Below are 18,325 nucleotides of genomic sequence, written 5' to 3'. Positions count from 1 at the left end.
CTAATTAATCAATAATTAGTGCCCCGAAATCGAAAAATATTCTTACTTGCGCTTCTTGCGATTTACGGTGTGAATCGCATGGCCATTCACGCCCAGCGCCGCTTCTTTCACAGTTTCGGAAAGAGTCGGGTGCGCAAATACCGTCATACCGATGTCTTCAGCACTAGAGCCGAATTCCATCGCGATCGCCACCTGCTGAACCAGGTCTGCGGCAGACGGGCCAACAATATGGGCACCCAGTACGCGGTCAGTTTCCGCGTGAGCAATGATTTTCACAAAGCCCTGGGTATCGTTAGCGGCCATAGCGCGGCCGTTGATAGCAAACGGGAAGCTGCCTACGTTGTAGGGCTCGCCATCGGCCTTCACCTGCTCTTCGGTGCGACCGACCGCAGCGATTTCCGGGTGAGTGTAAATAACGTTGGGAATAACGTCGTAGTTCATCATCGGCTTCTGGCCAGCGATGCGTTCAGCAACCACAACACCTTCTTCTGAGGCCTTGTGTGCCAGCATTGGGCCACGTACCACGTCACCAATCGCCCATACGCCCGGTGCAGAAGTCATGCACAGGTCGTTGACATAGATGAATCCACGCTCGTCCATCTTCACACCGGCATCTTCAGAAAGAAGGCCTTCGGTGTAAGGGCGACGACCAACGCAAACGATCAGCTTGTCGAAAGTTTCCTGGTGCTCTTTACCATCTTTGTCCTGGTAAGTAACAACCACTTCTTCGCCTTTCACTTCGGAGCCGGTTACGCGGCAAGCGAGGCGGATATCCAGGCCCTGCTTCTTGAAGATCTTCTGGGACTCTTTGGCAACCTGTTGATCCATGATCGCCAGGAATTTATCCATCGCTTCCAGAACAACCACTTCGGAGCCCAGGCGGTTCCATACAGAACCCAGCTCCAAACCGATAACACCGGCACCGATAACACCCAAACGCTTTGGAGTTTCAGTGAATTCCAAAGCACCGGTGGAATCGACAATAATTTTGTTGTCTACCGGAGCGGGCGGAATATTTACCGGTACAGAACCGGAAGCCAGAATAACGTTTTCAGCTTCGTAAACGGTGCTGTTGCCTTCGTCGTCGGTCACTTCCACTTTCTTGTTGGCCAGCAGTTTGCCGGTACCGAAAATGGAGGTCACTTTATTGGCAGTAAACAGGCCTGCTACACCACCGGTCAGTTTCTTAACGATCTCGCCTTTGCGCTCGATCATCTTGCTGACATCCATCTTGATCTTGCCGACTTCAATGCCGTGCACGTCGAGAGCATCTTTGGCTTCGTGGTATTTCCAGGAGCTGTCCAGCAGTGCCTTGGAAGGAATACAGCCAACGTTCAGGCAGGTACCGCCATTTACGTATTTGCCTTCCTTGTTTTTCCACTTTTCGATACAAGCCGTTTTCAGGCCCAACTGAGCGGCACGGATGGCAGCGACATAACCACCAGGACCGGAGCCAATTACGATTACGTCAAATTTTTCGGACATGATCAGTTCCAGATATTTCTAATGCAGTGTGATCGAGGGGGCCCGCAGGCCCCAAGATTTATTGTTTAAACTTCGAGCAAGATACGCGCTGGATCTTCGATCATTTCCTTGATCGCTACCAGGAAGCCAACCGCTTCCTTACCGTCGATCAGACGGTGGTCATAGGACAGCGCCAGGTACATCATCGGCAGGATTTCCACCTTGCCATTTACCGCCATCGGGCGCTCCTGGATTTTGTGCATACCCAGAATTGCAGTTTGCGGTGGGTTCAGAATCGGAGTGGACAGCAGGGAACCGAATACACCACCGTTGGTGATGGTGAAGGTACCGCCAGTCATCTCTTCGATAGACAGTTTGCCATCGCGGGCGCGAACACCCAGATCGCGGATATTGTTTTCCATATCCGCCAGGCCCATGTTCTCCGCGTTGCGCAGAATCGGCACAACCAGGCCTTTCGGCGAGGAAACCGCCACACCGATATCCTGGTAACCGTGGTAAACGATATCGTTGCCGTCGATAGACGCATTCACTGCGGTGTAGCGCTTCAGCGCTTCTACTGCAGCTTTTACGAAGAAGCCCATAAAGCCCAGGCGAGTGCCGTTGTGGGTCTTCTCGAACAGGTCTTTATAGTTCTTGCGCAGGTCCATAATCGGCTTCATGTTCACCTCGTTAAAGGTGGTGAGCATGGCGGTGGACTGGGAAGCATCCAGCAGGCGCTCAGCGATACGCTTGCGCATACGGGTCATGGGAACACGCTTCTCTACGCGCTCACCCGGAGCAACCGCAACTTCAGCAACAGCGGCGGCAGGTGCAGCAGCGGCAGCCGGCGCAGTGCCCGCTTTCATTACGTCTTCCTTAAGAACGCGGCCACCCTTGCCAGTGCCTTCAACACCGGCCAGGTCTACGCCCTTCTCAGCAGCCATTTTCTTGGCAGATGGCATAGCAATTTTGTCGCCAGCCGCAGGAGCTGCGGCTTCGGCAGCCGGAGCTTCTGCTTTTTCTTCCGCCGGGGCAGCAGCTGCGCCAGCGCCCGCTTCAAACTTGGCAATCACTTCATTGGAGAGAACGGTATCGCCCTCACCCTTGATGATTTCAGTCAGGGCACCATCGGCAGGTGCAACAACTTCCAGCACAACTTTATCGGTTTCGATATCCACGATCAGTTCATCGCGGGACACAGCTTCACCAGGTTGTTTATGCCAGGTGGCGACAGTTCCGTCCTGAACTGATTCAGGGAAAGTTGGCGCTTTAATCTCGATCGTCATTTTTTCTGTTTCCTGAGATTGACTCTTCACTTATTACTGCCGCCGGTTATTTGACGGTCAGCGCCTCGTTGATGAACTTATTCTGTTCTTCAAGGTGCGTGGACATATAGCCCGCCGCAGGTGCTGCGGATGGGGCGCGGCCCACATATTCCAGATCCAGCTTCGGATGGGTTTCCGACAACAGGCGACGCAAGTGGTGCTGGCTGGAGTACCAGGCGCCCTGGTTCATGGGCTCTTCCTGACACCAGGCAACACTCTTGATCTTCTTGAATGCGGAAACCGCTTCCACAAACTCTTCGTCCGGGAATGGGTACAGCTGCTCGATTCGTACGAACGCCACATCTTCCTGTTCGCGCTCCATACGGGCTTCCAGCAGGTGGTAGTAAACCTTGCCGGAACACAGAACCACACGCTTCACTTTGTCTGGATCTACACCCTGGTCCTGGATCACGTTGTGGAAGCGACCTTCTGCCAGCTCTTCCAGGCTGGAGGTGGCCAACTTGTGACGCAGAATCCACTTTGGACTCATAATCACCAGAGGACGGCGCATTGGGCGCACCGCCTGGCGACGCAGCAGGTGGAAGATCTGTGCCGGGGTAGTGGCGTTACACACCTGGATATTGTGCTCCGCACACAGCTGCATAAAGCGCTCAAGACGCGCAGAGGAGTGCTCTGGGCCCTGGCCTTCGTAACCGTGCGGTAACAGCATTACCAGGCCGCACATACGGCCCCACTTGTGCTCACCGGAAGTGATGAACTGGTCGATCACAACCTGGGCACCGTTGGCGAAGTCACCAAACTGGGCTTCCCACACCACCAGGGACTTTGGTGTCGTGGTGGCGTAGCCGTATTCAAACGCCAACACCGCCTCTTCGGACAGCAGCGAGTCGTAGATATAGAAAGGCGGCTGGTCTTCAAACATATGCTGCAAAGGCACATAGCTCTGACCGTCTTTCTGGCTGTGAACCACCGCGTGGCGGTGGGAGAAGGTACCGCGACCCACATCTTCACCGGTAAAGCGGACCATAAAGCCCTCTTCCAGCAGAGTGCCGTAAGCCAGGGTTTCCGCCATGCCCCAGTTCAGAGGCAGGGCGCCACCGGCCATTTTGCGGCGGTCTTCATAAATTTTGGAGACCTGGCGCTGCATTACCACGCCATCGGGCACGTTGGTCATGCGAGTGGCGACATCCTGCAGCTTCGGCAGCGCATAGCCGGTATCTGCAGGCACCTGCCAGTCGTGGCCCAGATAGGGGCTCCAGTCCACAAACATGGAGGAGTCCGGCTTCTTCACAAGACCGGTAGCAACGTCTTCACCGGCATCCAGCTTATCGCGGTAATCGTTGGCCAGCTTGTCTGCGGCAACCTTGTCCAGGATGCCCTCGCCCACCAGCTTCTCGGAATAGAGCGTGCGGGTAGTCTTGTGCTTGCGGATGGTCTGGTACATCAGCGGCTGGGTACCAGAGGGGTCATCGGTCTCGTTGTGGCCGCGACGACGGTAGCAGACCAGGTCGATAACGATGTCTTTCTTAAATTCGTAGCGGTAATCCACCGCCAGCAGCGCAGCCAGTACGACCATTTCCGGGTCGTCGCCATTTACGTGCAGCACCGGCGCATCGATCATCTTAGCGGGATCGGTGGAGTACTCGGTGGAGCGGGCATCTTCACGCTTGCTGGTGGTAAAGCCCACCTGGTTGTTCAGTACGATGTGCACAGTACCGCCGGTGTAGTAACCGCGGGTCTGGGACATCTGTAGGGTTTCCTGCACCACACCCTGGCCGGCAAAAGCTGCGTCGCCATGGATGTTGATCGGCATTACTTTCTCACCGGTCGCATCTTTGCGGCGATCCTGGCGGGCGCGCACGGAACCCACTACCACGGGCGCACTGATTTCCAGGTGCGACGGGTTAAAGGCCAGGGCCAGATGCACTTCACCACCGGGAGTCATCACGTTAGAGGAGAAGCCCTGGTGATACTTCACGTCACCGGAAGTATCGAGGGTCTTCTTGCCTTCAAACTCCTGGAACAGATCCGCAGGGTTTTTACCGAGGATATTGACCAGGGTATTCAGGCGGCCGCGGTGGGCCATACCGATCACCACTTCCTTCACCCCGTAGGTGCCGGAGCGACGGATCAGGGCATCCATCATCGGGATCAGGCTCTCACCACCCTCTACACCGAAGCGCTTGGTGCCGGGGTACTTGGAGTCCAGGTGGCGCTCCAGGCCTTCAGCGGCGGAAAGGCGCTGCAGGATTTCAATCTGGATGTCGGTGCCGAAGTTGGCTTTAGACTGGCTGCGCTCAAGGCGCTGCTGGAACCACTGCTGCTCTTCCAGGTTGGAGAGATGCATGATCTCCGCACCCAGATTGCCACAGTAGGTATTCTCCAAACCCTCGACGATTTCACGCAGGGTCGCCTCTTCTTTACCGAGGAACAGGCTACCGGTATTGAAAGTGGTATCGAAATCACCCTCAGTCAGGCCGTGGTAGCTCAGTTGCAGGTCGGGCACTTGTTCGCGAGCCATCAAGCCCAGGGGGTCGAGGGTCGCTTTTTTATGGCCGCGATGGCGGTAGGAATCGATCAGTTGCAGAACTTTAATCTGCTTGCGCTCGTGCTCAATATTGGCAGAGCCGGCCGCACCGGGAGCGGCCACCGGACGCGCGCGGTGTTTGCTGAGCAGCTCAAAGTGCTGGCGAACAGCGGCGTGGGAAACATCGCTGCTGCCCTCAACGCGGGGGAGGCTATCGAAATAATTGCGCCACTCCTCGGGGACACCGTTGGGGTCGTGCAGATAGGTCTCGTAAAGCTCCTCCACGTAGGCAGCATTGCCCCCGGAGATATGGGAGCTACGCCACAGCTGCTCCATGGTACTTTCGTGCATGTTGATGCCTACCTCAATTGCAGTGTGCTTATCTTCTCTTGAGCCACTGCGCTTTCCTTTCACTCACAAAAGGGGAGGCGCACAAAGCCACCTCCCCTTTTCAGTTTTTTACCGGTTAGAACCGGCTTTTTGTCGTTTGCTTGGCACCCTACCTGGCACCGGGTTCGCAGAGCGCGAACCCCAGCGGGCCGATAACCGGCCGCAGCATCCCCTACACGGCGCGGGTCAGCAGCATATTGCGGATATGGCCGATCGCGCGCGTCGGATTCAGTCCTTTCGGGCAAACATTGACACAGTTTTGAATACCGTGACAACGGAATACACTGAAGGGGTCATCCAGATTTGACAGGCGCTCATCAGTAGCCAGATCGCGGCTATCTGCCAGGAAGCGGTAAGCCTGCAACAAACCAGCTGGGCCGATAAACTTGTCCGGATTCCACCAGAAAGACGGACAGGAAGTGGAACAGCAGGCGCACAGGATACACTCGTACAGACCGTCGAGCTTTTCGCGATCTTCCGGAGACTGCAGACGCTCGATAGCCGGAGCCGGAGTATCGTTTTGCAGGTACGGTTCAATCTTCTTGTACTGCTCGTAGAACTGCTCCATATCCACAACCAGGTCGCGGATAACAGGCAGGCCCGGCAGCGGACGCAGAACCAGTTTACCCTTGGGGGCAGCTTCAGACAGTGGCGTAGTGCACGCCAGACCATTGCGACCGGAAATGTTCATACCGTCGGAGCCACAAACGCCCTCACGGCAGGAACGACGGAAAGACAAGGTCTGATCTTCGGCTTTCAGCAGTTCCAGAACGTCCAACACCATCAGGTCCTTGCCCTTGGTGTCCAGCTCATAGTCCTGCATATAAGGCGCTTTGTCGGTTTCCGGGTTGTAACGGTAAATGCTTACTTTCAACATACTCTATTCCGCTCCCGAATCAGTAAGTCCGAGCTTTCGGTTCAAAGGCTTCCATAGTGTTAGGCGCGAAGTTTACTGCACGCTTGCCAACACGTTTTTCCGTGGGGAAATACATAGAGTGGCACAGCCAGTTTTCATCATCGCGCTCCTGGAAGTCCTCACGGGCGTGAGCACCGCGGCTCTCAGTGCGGGTCTCTGCAGCAACTGCAGTGGCCTCGGCAACTTCCAATAAGTTTTGCAGCTCCAGCGCTTCAACACGGGCGGTGTTAAACGCACGGCTCTTGTCTTCGAGGCGCACATTTTCAATACGCTCGCGCAGATCTGCAAGCTTCTTCACACCTTCGGCCATAAAGTCGCCGCGACGGAATACGCCGAAGTGGTTCTGCATCACGCCCTGCAGCTCTTTGCGCAGGTCGGCAGCCTTCTCACCCTTCTCATTGGTTTCCAGGTGATTCAAGCGGGCCATAGCGGCTTCGAGATCAGACTCGGAAGCTTCGCGGTGCTCGATACCTTCGCGCAGGGACTTCTCAATAAACAGGCCGGAAGCGCGACCGAAAACCACCAGGTCCAGCAGGGAGTTACCGCCTAAGCGGTTGGCTCCGTGTACGGACACACAGGCAACTTCGCCACAGGCGTAGAAGCCATCAACAATCTGATCGTTACCCGCAGCGTCCTGGGTCAGAGCCTGACCGTGAACGTTGGTGGGAATACCACCCATCATATAGTGACAGGTAGGTACTACCGGGATCGGCACCTTAACTGGGTCGGCGTGGGCGAAGGTCTTGGACAACTCACAGATACCGGGCAGACGGCTGTTGAGCAGCTCTTCACCCAGGTGATCAAGCTTCAGGAATACGTGATCGCCTTCCGGGCCACAGCCGCGGCCGTCGAGAATCTCGAGAACCATAGAGCGAGCCACAACGTCGCGGGAAGCGAGGTCTTTGGCGTTGGGCGCATAGCGCTCCATAAAACGCTCACCATCTTTATTGATCAGGTAGCCACCCTCACCGCGACAACCTTCGGTCACGAGTACACCGGCACCGTAAATACCAGTGGGGTGGAACTGCCACATCTCAATATCCTGGACCGGCATGCCAGCACGCAGGGCCATACCGACACCGTCACCGGTATTGATGTGCGCGTTGGTGGTGGAAGCGAAGATACGACCGGCACCGCCGGTAGCGAATACAGTCGCTTTGGATTTGATATAAACCACTTCGCCATCTTCGATGCACATGGCGATCACACCCACAACAGCACCGTCCTGGTTCTTCACCAGGTCAATCGCAAACCATTCGTTCAGGAATTCGGTTTTGTGCTTAACGTTGTTTTGATAGAGGGTGTGCAGCAGTGCATGGCCGGTACGGTCAGCAGCAGCACAAGTACGTGCAGCCTGGCCACCGCGGCCGAAATCTTTAGACTGACCGCCGAAGGGGCGCTGATAAATACGACCTTCCTCAGTACGGGAGAAAGGCAGGCCCATGTGCTCCAGCTCAAATACCGCTTCTGGACCTACGGAACACATATATTCAATAGCGTCCTGGTCACCGATATAGTCGGAACCCTTAACGGTATCGTACATATGCCAGCGCCAATCATCGTTGGGATCTGAACTGGCAATTGCACAGGTAATGCCACCCTGGGCAGATACTGTGTGAGAACGAGTCGGGAATACCTTGGTAATAACCGCAGTTTTATAGCCGGACTGGGCCATCTGCAGGGCAGCGCGCATACCGGCACCGCCTCCACCAATTACAATCCCGTCAAATGAAATAGTACGCATGTTCGCCATTGCTTATACACCCCAAAGAATTTCAATGCCCCACACCGCGTACAACACGGCAACGGCAGCCAGAATCACTTCTACGAACAAGCGCAGAACAGTGGCTTTACCGCCCATCATCCGGTTAGTGATGTAGTCAGTTACCACGGACCAGAGGCCAATCCAGGCGTGAATAATGGTGGACAGCAAGGCAACCAGGCTGAAAACACGCATCCAGCGCTGGGCGAACAGTTCGGACCAGGCTTGGTAGCCGAAGTCTTTACTGAAAAAGATAAAACCCACTATAAAGAGGGTATAGGCGAGCAATATTACCGCAGTGACTCTCTGGTAGAGCCAATCGAAAGTACCGCTACGGCCAAAGCTTGTTACTGTTTTTACCACAACCATACTCCCGCCAGAAGAATAAGGATTACAGCCAGCACCAGCACTGACACAGCGCTGCGACGGCCGCCTTCGAGACTTTCACCTACTCCCATATCCATAAACAGATGACGAACACCTGCCAGGATGTGGTAAATAAGTGCCGCCAGCGATGCCCAAAGAATGAGCTTGGCAGGGATACTGTTAAATACCGCTGCAATTTCGGCGAATCCCTGCTCGGATTCCAAACTGACATCGAGCATCCACAGTAGTAGTGCAACAACAACGAAGAGCACTACACCGGAAATACGATGCAAAATGGAAACCACAGCGGTAGCGGGAAGCTTTATAGTGGAAATGTCTAAATTGACAGGTCTGTTTTTGTTCACAGGAAAAACACCTTGTTGCCCTGAACGACCGGGCGCCCGTTAGCTTTTCAATGGAGGGACGAGCTGCTTGCTGATTACTTTGCACTCGACCTGATGAAGCCTTATACAAAGTAGCCGTACCATGGCGCAAGCCGCGCGGATTATAGGCATTCACTAGTCAAAACACAACGAACGCCTGCGATTACGCCGGGTTCCCACCAGTATCGCGCAGTAAATCGGGAATCGCGGGATTTCCTCAGACTTTCCTGTGCATTATCTAGACAAATACTCTACGAGTGTGGAGCGGAACCGGATATCCTGTCGCCAGTAGACTGGTCGTCCATTCCTTTTGGTTTGACAATTTGCGGCGCGGCACTTAAGTTTGGCCCCGCTCAAAAGGCCGCTAGCTCCCGAAAACAGCGGGAAAAGGCCGGCATAAGAACATTTTTAGGAGTCCGCAATGTCCGATAAAAAAGCGCACCTCACAGTCGATGGTATCGACGGCGCCCTTGAGATGCCAGTTCGCTCCGGCACCCTCGGCCCCGATGTTATTGATGTCGGCGGTCTGACCAGTAAAGGCTTATTTACTTACGACCCGGGCTTCGTATCTACCGCCTCATGTGATTCCAAGATCACCTTTATTGATGGCGGCAAGGGCCAACTGCTGCACCGCGGCTACCCCATCGAGCAACTGGCAGAAAAATCCGATTATCTGGAAACCTGCTACCTGCTGATGAATGGCGAACTGCCCAACGCAGAAGAAAAGAAGAAGTATGTAGACACCATTATGTCTCACACCATGGTTCACGAATCCCTGGTGAGCTTCTTTAAAGGCTTCCGTTACGATGCCCACCCAATGGCGATGATGTGTGGCGTAGTCGGTGCCCTCGCTTCCTTCTATCACGACTCCCTGGATATCACCAATCCGGAGCACCGCGAGATTTCCGCCCACCGCCTGATTGCCAAGATGCCAACCCTGGCAGCGATGTGCTACAAGCACTCCCAGGGCATGCCCTTCATGTACCCGGACAATAGCCGCAGCTATTCCGAGAACTTCCTGCACATGATGTTTGGCAACCCCTGCGAGCCCAGCAAGATAGACCCGGTTGTCGCCAAGGCAATGGACATCATCTTCCTGCTGCACGCAGACCACGAGCAGAATGCGTCCACCTCCACTGTTCGCCTGGCTGGCTCTTCTGGTGCCAATCCGTTCGCCTGTATTTCTTCTGGCATTGCCACTTTGTGGGGACCCGCTCACGGCGGTGCCAACGAAGCGGTATTGAACATGCTGCAGGAAATTGGCGACGAAAGCCGTATCGACGAATTCGTGAAGCGCGCCAAAGATAAGAATGACCCCTTCCGCCTGATGGGCTTTGGTCACCGCGTCTACAAGAACTTCGATCCACGCTCCCGCGTAATGCAGGGCATCTGTGATGAAGTTTTGGGCGCCATGGGTGCAGAAAATGATCCTCTGCTGAAGATCGCCAAAAAGCTGGAGAAAATCGCCCTTGAGGACGATTACTTCGTAGAGAAGAAACTCTACCCGAACGTAGATTTCTACTCCGGCATTATTATGAAGGCTATCGGTATCCCCACCGATATGTTCACCGTAATTTTCGCCACCGGACGTACTTCAGGCTGGATTGCACACTGGAATGAAATGATTTCCAATCCGTACAAAATTGGTCGTCCTCGCCAGCTGTATACCGGCTACCCGCAGCGCGATTATGTACCGCTCGAGCAGCGCTAAGCTCAAGCAATCAAAAAAACCCGGCTATGCCGGGTTTTTTATTAACTGGATATTTGAATTTATTTTAATTTCACTGGCAATAATCAACTACTTTTCGATAAAAATTAAAAAGCAAAGACCTAAAGTGTGACACAAGTCCCACTTTGGAAATTTTGCTTTACTCGCCCCTTCCATAACAGTTAAACCAACTGTCATCCAATGTAAAATCCGCCACGCCCGCCGGGACCCAAACAGCTTTGCTTTCTTTAAGTTACCCCCAACTTCGCGGCGCTATCAGACCTAATAACAAACCTTTAAATTTACTGAGACTAAATTCATGCTTAGTTTTATTTCTGGAATGTTCCGAAGTAACAAAACAGAAGACGCGGCGGACCTTGAGGAAAAATATACTCGCAGCTCTTATGCAGGAGCTAAAGGTGCCCGCACAATCTCTTACGATCCCACTCTAATCAAAGCCCTTGAAGACGATCACCGCACCCTGATCAGTATTTTTCAGCGCATGTGGTCAGAGGGTTATGAGAAGCAGAACTACCGCCAGTTGTCGCAGCTACTGACCCAATTTAAATCTGGCTTCCAGGCCCATCTAATCAAAGAAAATGTACGTTTTTACGTATACCTGGAGCAAGCACTGGCTGGCGATGCCCACACACTGCAAGTAGTTAAAGATTTCCGCACCGATATGAATGAAATTGCAAATGCTGTTGTGCAATTTTGCAAACGCTATAACCACGAAGCCTTCACTCCTGAAATGGTTCGCGATTTCAAAATGGATTATCAGAAAATCGGTGAAGCGCTAACTCGCCGTACTGCCCTAGAAGAAAAAGAACTCTACGTCCTTTACCAACCCTCCTAAAAGCAACGTTTAGTTTTTTTATCAGGAGTAGTGAGATATTTAACCTAGGAATGCCGATAAGAAACAAATCTTTACAATAGGCATACTATTTTACAGTCCGCAGCCCACAAGGACGGGGCCGCATATTTTTTGGCCGCTCAGCGGTCACAGAGTAACTGGAAAGCACTCCCCTCACCCCGCCAATTTTTCACAATCAAATTAAATATAAGCACCGAATTTGGGCAAGATACATTTAGCCCTCAAAAAAACTGTGCACGCCAGTTAAATTCAGCCTTATTTTCCGACCTGACCTTACTTTACACCCAATTCTCTATCGTCATGCTCTAATCGGCACTAGACGTTTATTTAATTTTGTTTAAACATATAGGGATTAGAATTCAAAAAAACACTAAAGAGTGGGATATTAGTCTAAGAAAGTTAGCAAGCCATCTGGCAGACAAATTAAAAATACAAAGACTAATAGAAAATCAAAGCAGTCGGGGGGAGGTATGACTGAGCTAGACGACACACTTGTCGAGCAATTACCAAGCGGCATCCATACTAATGATAACAGTTACCCAATTTATGTAATTATCGGTACTGGTCCGGTGGGTGTGCGTTGTGCACAAAAATTATTAGAATTCTGTGATGAAGCTCAAATTGTTATCTATGGAGCAGAAACAGAGTCTCCCTACAACCGGGTTAAACTTTCTCAATATCTATCAAGCCATGTAGAGTTGGAGGAGCTTGATAACCCTATTCTCAGTCAAAGTGACCACCGCCTAGCAGAATATATTGACCGTAAAATAGTCTCTATTGATCGCTCCAAAAAAACAGTCACCGATGCTGCAGGGAATATACAACCTTATTCCAAGCTAATAATAGCGACTGGATCAAATCCTATTATTCCGAAGATTCCGGGTGCGGATCTGCCTGGTGTTTACCCTTTTCGAAGTCTGCGTAACACCAATGATTTACTTGAGTTAAGGGAGCAGAATGCAGACATCTGTGTTATCGGTGCTGGTGCTCTGGGCCTTGAAGCTGCAACCGCGTTAAAAACACCTAAAAACAACATCACTTTACAATCCAGAGGACACTTACTCAGCGGGCTCCTGGGTGAAGAAGGAGAGGAGTTCCTAAAGTCCGCACTCACTGCACTGGGTGTAGAGTTAAAAATTTCGGACTCCCTAACATCCATTGAAGAGAGCGATAGCAAGCGCCTACTCACTTTTGAAAGTGGCGAAAAAATTCCCGTCGACGCTATCGTGTTGTGCACTGGGATTAAGCCGGAAATTAGCCTGGCCGAACAGAGCGGACTTTCAACTAAACGCGGAATCGTAGTCAATGAATGGATGCAAACTTCCGACCCGGATATTTACGCCGTAGGCGAGTGCGCTGAGTTTGACAAGAAAGTCTACCAATTGGTCCGACCGGGCTACGAACAAGCTGAAAGCTGCTGCTCACATATTCGTCGCAACCATAGCGGTAAATCTCTCTCGCAGCCCTACTCCGGCACTTATACCGATATTCAGCTGAAAATTGCCCATATTCCCTGCGGAATAATGGGAGAGGTAACCCCGGAAAACCTCAATCAGCAAGAGGGCGTTGAGAGCCATGTCTATCGCAATCGTTTTAAGGGGATCTATAGACGCTTATTTATCAAAGGAGAATACATCGTTGGGGCCATTTATATTGGCAGCTGGGGTGAAGCCAATGAATTGCGTCAGACTGTAGCACAGGAACAAAAAATCTCTCTGCGCACACTGAAAGACTTTGAAAGCGAAGGGCGAGTGTTTGCCAAAAAAAGCGGCAATAGCATTAAAGATTTTCCCGATAGTTATCTAGTCTGCCAGTGCAACTCTGTCACCAAAGGGGAATTATGCAAGGCTATTTCCGCTGGGAAGCGCAATTTAAATGAGCTGCAACAAGCGACAACAGCCGGGTCTGTTTGTGGTAGTTGCCGCCCACTAATGGCTGAGCTTCTGGATGTGCCAGCTCCCAACTTGGTAATGCGGCACTCCAAGGGGATATTGATAACTTCTGTTCTGTCATTAATCCTGATAGCCCTGGCTTTCCTGATGCCGCCAGCTCCAGTTTCCCCCTCAGTACAGACTGCACTTTTTTGGGAAAAGCTCTGGTACGACAATTTTTGGAAGCAGGTTACGGGCTATACCATTCTCGCTATGTGCCTGTTTACTGCCGCTCTCAGTATCAGGAAACGTTGGAATAAACTTAGCCTTGGGCATGTCGATCACTGGCGCTATGCACACAGCGTTACAGGTTTAATCGCTCTACTTGCTCTCGCTGTACATTCAGGCTTCCGCCTTGGTGAAAACCTGAATTTGGCATTGATGCTGGTATTTCTAACTGCAACCGCAACTGGTTCTCTCGTCGGCGTTTTTATGGCGCGCAACCACCACTGGACTGACCTGAAACTTCGCGAACACCGAAAATGGTGGTCCCGAGTTCACTATGCCCTGCTCTGGGCTTTACCGGTCCTTCTCGCCTACCATATTTTTGCGGTTTATTACTTCTAGATGAAATCATATCAATTTAAATTCTGGCATTACGGTGTATTGCTAACGCTGGCTATCGGCTCTGCGGTGGCATACAACCTTAACGTTGACGATAAATCTCTATTTATCAGTGGAGATGCCACGCACGGTCACCATCAAATTGAGCTGGCTTGTACTTCCTGCCATACCGATGGCTTTGCCGGTGAGGATGCTGTTCAGCAAGCTTGCCTGAATTGCCATGCGGAAGAACTGGAGCTTGTAGACGACTCACACCCCCGGCAGAAATTTTTAGATCCGCGCAATGCTGTACTTCTGGAGACTCTTGACGCCCGGCTATGTGTAAGTTGTCACACTGAGCACAAACCACAAATCACCGGAGAGATGGGAGTAACCCTGGCGGGCGACTTTTGCTTTCACTGCCACAGCGATATTGCCGAAGAGCGCAGTAGTCACAAAGACCTGGGGTTTGAAACCTGCGCGAGTGCGGGCTGCCACAACTATCACGATAATGGCTCCCTCTATGAAGACTTCCTTATCGCCCATGTTGATCAACCTGATCTATTGGAAACTGCCAAGCTACCTGCTCGTACAGCAGTTCAGTCCTGGCTAAATGAGCATTCAGATAAAGCTCCTTTAAAAGTTAGCGAAGCAGACATTAGCAGCTCTAGCCAGACTGCAGAAATCGCAACGGTCTGGGCACAGAGTATTCACGCACAAACAGAGGTGAACTGCAGCAGCTGTCACGTCGATGGGCAAATGCAATTCAGTAGTGTTGAGATTGTCGAGCAATGTGCTAGTTGTCACAGCGATCAAAAAGAATCCTTCACTCAAGGAAAACATGGAATGCGCATGTCCAACAAGCTGGAAGAAGGCTTTATCCAGCAGGTCGGCGCCATCTCCCCGCAACAGGCCCGCCTTCCCATGAATACCAGCGCAACGGATGAATTGAGCTGTGTCAGTTGTCACGGGCCCCATGAAGTAAATCTGCAATTTGCCGCTGTAGAGGCTTGCCTGGGTTGCCACAGTGATGAGCACAGCCTCTCTTACAAAGAGTCCCCTCACTTCGATACCTGGAATTCAAACCCAGAAGGTGGCGTAAGCTGTGCCAGCTGCCATTTACCACGGGAAACCCATGGCGAACAGGTTGTAGTTAACCATAATCAAAATCATAACCTTCGCCCCAATGAAAAAATGATGCCCGTTTGCCTGAGCTGTCATGGAGCCGAATTCTCCCTTGCTGCCCTGGCTGACAAAACTCTGATTAACAATAATTTCAAGCATAAACCCGCAGAGAAGCATGAAACATTCGAGCTGATCCGCGAGCGTATTGCAAGGATTACCAAAAGCAAAAACAAGCAAAATCAATCCCAATAGGAGGGGAAAATATGCGTATTGCCGCTTGTATTATCGCTGGACTGGCACTGCTCACCGGCTGTGAGAAAAACCAGGGAGTTGCTCCGGAGCGAATGGCGGATGCCATCTTTGCCGTTATCGAGGCAGACAGGGCCAACTACACCAACAAGGTTGTAAACCGCCTGCAGAACGAGGAGAAAATCCTCGACGCTGATGAGCACTGGCAAGATAAGAAATTGCTACCACTCCCCGCGCAGATGATGCGTATGGGAGCTGAGCGTGTTGCCGAAAATGAGTCTGGCTTTAACTATGCCCTGCTCTCTCTGTGGCCAATCAACAAGCAAAACAAACCGCGCACTGAGATGGAAAAAGAGGGCTTGCAGTACGTAATCGACAACCCAGGGAAAAACTTTTACGGCCGCGAAAAACTAGGTGATACCGAGTACTTCACTGCAGTATATGCGGATGTAGGTGTTTCACCTGCTTGTGTGAGCTGTCACAACGATCACGTAGACAGCCCGCGCACTGACTTTGAGCTGGGCCACACTATGGGTGGTGTTGTTATCCGAATCCCACTCTGATCAGTTAGTTAGTTAGTTAGTTAGTTAGTTAGTAGATAGCTGCGTCCGACTTTCGAGTCGGACAACTCTCTCACAAAATATTGCCGGCGGATATTAGTCGGTGAGAACTGAGTTTAGAATAATTTAAAAGAGTGGCGGCCGAATTCGTTTCGACCGCTCCCTCTTTTAAGCTGACTGGCTCTACTCCCGCTACTACCTCGCTGAAATCATTCAGACCAGTGGTTACCCGCTGTGGGCCTATTTCCGGGTCAGTCCAGTCTCCATTACGGCCCGCTTTTTCTTGGGCTTCGCTCCGCAAAGCACACCTAGGCATTACTATATTAATGTCAAAGTCCCGCAGAGCAAACCGACCAAGGTGATTGCAATACTGGGAAAACCTGCTAAAAGGTCAGCGCAGAGGATCAATAAGCCCCTGCAATCCCTCTACTTTTATCTCCAAGGCTAATGCCATTAACTGTCCTAGACGCCCCTCTGGAAACCCCTTTTTTGCGAACCAAAGCAGGTACTCCTCAGGCAAATCTATTAAAACCCGGCCCGAGTATTTTCCAAATGGCATTTTGAGTCGAGCCAGTTCTACCAAGTCTTGTTTTTCGAACACCTTAACAACCACCTAAATATCGACAAAAAAAGGGAATGAAACTCCCAATTTGGATTTGTTGCCAGTGCATGCGGACTCTACACTGGCTCCGAAATAGTCGGCCTGCGCCGATTCTTTATACCTCAACCTTCCAGTAACAGAGGTGTCTATGCGTATCAAAGCTATCAAATATCTCAGCTTGGCCGCAGTATTGACTGCAAGCCTTGGAGGTACGGGCTGCGCCAATATGAGTGATACCGACCGCCGAATCGGCACCGGTGTCGGTATAGGCGCAGTAACAGGTGCCTTGATCAGTGGCGGGCGCCCTGGTGGCACTGCCGCAGGTGCGGTTATTGGTGCCGGTGCAGGCTACCTCTATGATAGGGAAAGAAAGCGCAGAGATTACTATCGTTATCGCGGTCGCTACTATCGTTATTAATTCGCTGCTTATTTTTAGTTGCTAATCAGTATAGTGCGGGTGTCATTGTACTTCGATACTCGCACTACTGAGGCAGGCAGGGAAGCCGACTCCCAATTAAACTGGTTCCTATAAGACAAAATTGGCACAATCCTCGCTTTCGTTTTACTACGGCACTCATAACGATATTCAGCAACCATCTCCCAGATAAAGGCATTACGCTTGAGCAGAAGCAATAAATTTGTGCTGAGTATTTCCCTACTCCAAGAAGCATTCCCAATCCCCCCCCTCAGACCAACGTGCATTGAGTGGCTATCCTGATATAGGGTGAAAGGAAATTGAAGATCGGCTTTTCATCTGGCGGGATAAAAAGCCCCTTATGTAATAAAGATCCTAGAGTATGAATATTCCAGGCTTTGAATGGAAAACTGTACTTTTTCTCCCTCAAGCAAATATTAGATAAGCCTAACCTAGGGACCTTGCTGCGCCCTCTCAGTTTTCGCAGGAAAAGCTAGTATATTGATAAGGTCAGTCTGACTCGGGCCTGATACTAGGTCTTCCAAGGTGTATTGCTCCAAACAAATAAAAAAATTTTCCATAGCCTCGGCGAACATTTTCTTTAACCTACACGCAGGAGTTATGACACATTGATTATTTGTCCCAAAGCATTCTACTAACACGGTATCTTGCTCCAATAATCGAACTAGCTCTCCAACATTAATGTCTTCAGGAGCTCGGCTTAGCCGAATGCCACCATACTTACCCCGGGTTGCAATCAAGTAGCCTTTGAGATTCAACTCTTGTACCACCTTCATTAGGTGGTTTTTAGATATTTGGTAGCGCTCAGCAACTTCTCTGATGGTTACTAACTCTCGATCCTGTATAGCAAGGTACATCAACACTCGCAAAGAGTAGTCGGTAAATTGCGTGATCTTCATTGGCAAAGTCCCTCATTGTGAAGCCAAGAATTTTCATCCCTTGAAAATTTAAAGATGCATCTAGTTTACATCATTGGGATTTAGGTGTAAATTGCCACGCAAAAGATGCATCTTATATGCATGTATAGATAAAGGGGTAGAGAATGCTCAGTCTCAAATGTTCGTTCAACCTAGCCCTTAGGCTGCGGTTACAGCCGAATGTGCTATTTATGACTGACCCAAAAGCTATTAGAGGAATTTCGAGCGAAAGCACCCTGAAGTCAGAGGCTGCTTTCCTGAATTCAAGGTCGCTAATTAATCCAAGA

The 18,325-nt window shown here is 51.3% G+C and carries 15 protein-coding genes; 6 read left to right on the top strand and 9 right to left on the bottom strand.

Translation table 11 applies throughout. The annotated features are described in order from the left end of the window. Positions 1–42 precede the first annotated feature (42 nt). The 7 genes from lpdA to sdhC form a co-directional block, all read right to left on the bottom strand. Entirely contained in the window at positions 43–1,485 is a 1,443-nt protein-coding gene (gene lpdA, locus ACJJI3_RS22535; RefSeq protein ID WP_444940982.1) for a dihydrolipoyl dehydrogenase, read from the bottom strand. A 65-nt stretch (positions 1,486–1,550) separates the two neighbouring features. Further along, positions 1,551–2,750, bottom strand: coding sequence for a 2-oxoglutarate dehydrogenase complex dihydrolipoyllysine-residue succinyltransferase (gene odhB / locus ACJJI3_RS22530; RefSeq protein ID WP_282933820.1), 1,200 nt, complete (start codon positions 2,748–2,750; stop codon positions 1,551–1,553). A 46-nt stretch (positions 2,751–2,796) separates the two neighbouring features. Beyond that, the gene (locus ACJJI3_RS22525) at positions 2,797–5,628 is read right to left on the bottom strand and encodes a 2-oxoglutarate dehydrogenase E1 component (RefSeq protein ID WP_282933821.1); all 2,832 of its coding nucleotides are present in this window, start codon (positions 5,626–5,628) and stop codon (positions 2,797–2,799) included. Positions 5,629–5,839: 211 nt separating this feature from the next. Continuing rightward, a complete protein-coding gene (locus ACJJI3_RS22520) occupies positions 5,840–6,544 on the bottom strand; it encodes a succinate dehydrogenase iron-sulfur subunit (protein WP_282933822.1) in 705 nt (234 codons plus the stop codon). A gap of 19 nt (positions 6,545–6,563) precedes the next feature. Next, the gene (sdhA, locus tag ACJJI3_RS22515) at positions 6,564–8,336 is read right to left on the bottom strand and encodes a succinate dehydrogenase flavoprotein subunit (RefSeq protein WP_282933823.1); all 1,773 of its coding nucleotides are present in this window, start codon (positions 8,334–8,336) and stop codon (positions 6,564–6,566) included. Positions 8,337–8,339: 3 nt separating this feature from the next. Then, positions 8,340–8,708 carry a succinate dehydrogenase, hydrophobic membrane anchor protein gene (gene sdhD, locus ACJJI3_RS22510; RefSeq protein WP_282933824.1) on the bottom strand — a complete coding sequence of 123 codons (369 nt, stop codon included), beginning with the start codon at positions 8,706–8,708 and terminating at the stop codon, positions 8,340–8,342. Beyond that, entirely contained in the window at positions 8,702–9,076 is a 375-nt protein-coding gene (sdhC, locus tag ACJJI3_RS22505; protein ID WP_282933825.1) for a succinate dehydrogenase, cytochrome b556 subunit, read from the bottom strand. Before sdhC ends, sdhD begins: the two co-directional genes overlap by 7 nt. Positions 9,077–9,515: 439 nt before the next feature. Here sdhC and gltA point away from each other — a divergent pair, with 439 nt between their 5' ends. From gltA to ACJJI3_RS22480, 5 genes are all read left to right on the top strand, one after another. Next, entirely contained in the window at positions 9,516–10,805 is a 1,290-nt protein-coding gene (gltA, locus tag ACJJI3_RS22500; RefSeq protein WP_413662987.1) for a citrate synthase, read from the top strand. A 316-nt stretch (positions 10,806–11,121) separates the two neighbouring features. Continuing rightward, positions 11,122–11,658: a hemerythrin domain-containing protein gene (locus tag ACJJI3_RS22495; protein WP_413662988.1), complete on the top strand. Its 537-nt coding sequence runs from the start codon at positions 11,122–11,124 to the stop codon at positions 11,656–11,658. Between the two features lie 488 nt (positions 11,659–12,146). Beyond that, entirely contained in the window at positions 12,147–14,174 is a 2,028-nt protein-coding gene (locus ACJJI3_RS22490) for an FAD-dependent oxidoreductase (protein ID WP_444940981.1), read from the top strand. After that, the gene (locus ACJJI3_RS22485; protein WP_444911362.1) at positions 14,175–15,527 is read left to right on the top strand and encodes a cytochrome c3 family protein; all 1,353 of its coding nucleotides are present in this window, start codon (positions 14,175–14,177) and stop codon (positions 15,525–15,527) included. Between the two features lie 11 nt (positions 15,528–15,538). Beyond that, the gene (locus tag ACJJI3_RS22480) at positions 15,539–16,087 is read left to right on the top strand and encodes a Tll0287-like domain-containing protein (protein ID WP_282933830.1); all 549 of its coding nucleotides are present in this window, start codon (positions 15,539–15,541) and stop codon (positions 16,085–16,087) included. Between the two features lie 388 nt (positions 16,088–16,475). Here ACJJI3_RS22480 and ACJJI3_RS22475 read toward each other — a convergent pair whose 3' ends face one another. Beyond that, positions 16,476–16,685, bottom strand: coding sequence for a DUF3820 family protein (locus tag ACJJI3_RS22475; protein ID WP_282933831.1), 210 nt, complete (start codon positions 16,683–16,685; stop codon positions 16,476–16,478). A gap of 148 nt (positions 16,686–16,833) precedes the next feature. Here ACJJI3_RS22475 and ACJJI3_RS22470 point away from each other — a divergent pair, with 148 nt between their 5' ends. Continuing rightward, positions 16,834–17,103 (top strand): YMGG-like glycine zipper-containing protein, encoded by a 270-nt coding sequence (locus tag ACJJI3_RS22470; protein ID WP_108734168.1) that lies wholly within the window; start codon positions 16,834–16,836, stop codon positions 17,101–17,103. A 449-nt stretch (positions 17,104–17,552) separates the two neighbouring features. Here ACJJI3_RS22470 and ACJJI3_RS22465 read toward each other — a convergent pair whose 3' ends face one another. Continuing rightward, complete coding sequence (locus ACJJI3_RS22465) at positions 17,553–18,020, bottom strand: RrF2 family transcriptional regulator (protein ID WP_444940980.1); 468 nt, start codon at positions 18,018–18,020, stop codon at positions 17,553–17,555. Positions 18,021–18,325: the final 305 nt, after the last annotated feature.

The sequence above is a fragment of the Microbulbifer maximicatervae (SeqCode) genome, assembly GCF_052466985.1.
This window is presented reverse-complemented; position numbering and strand designations above follow the sequence as displayed.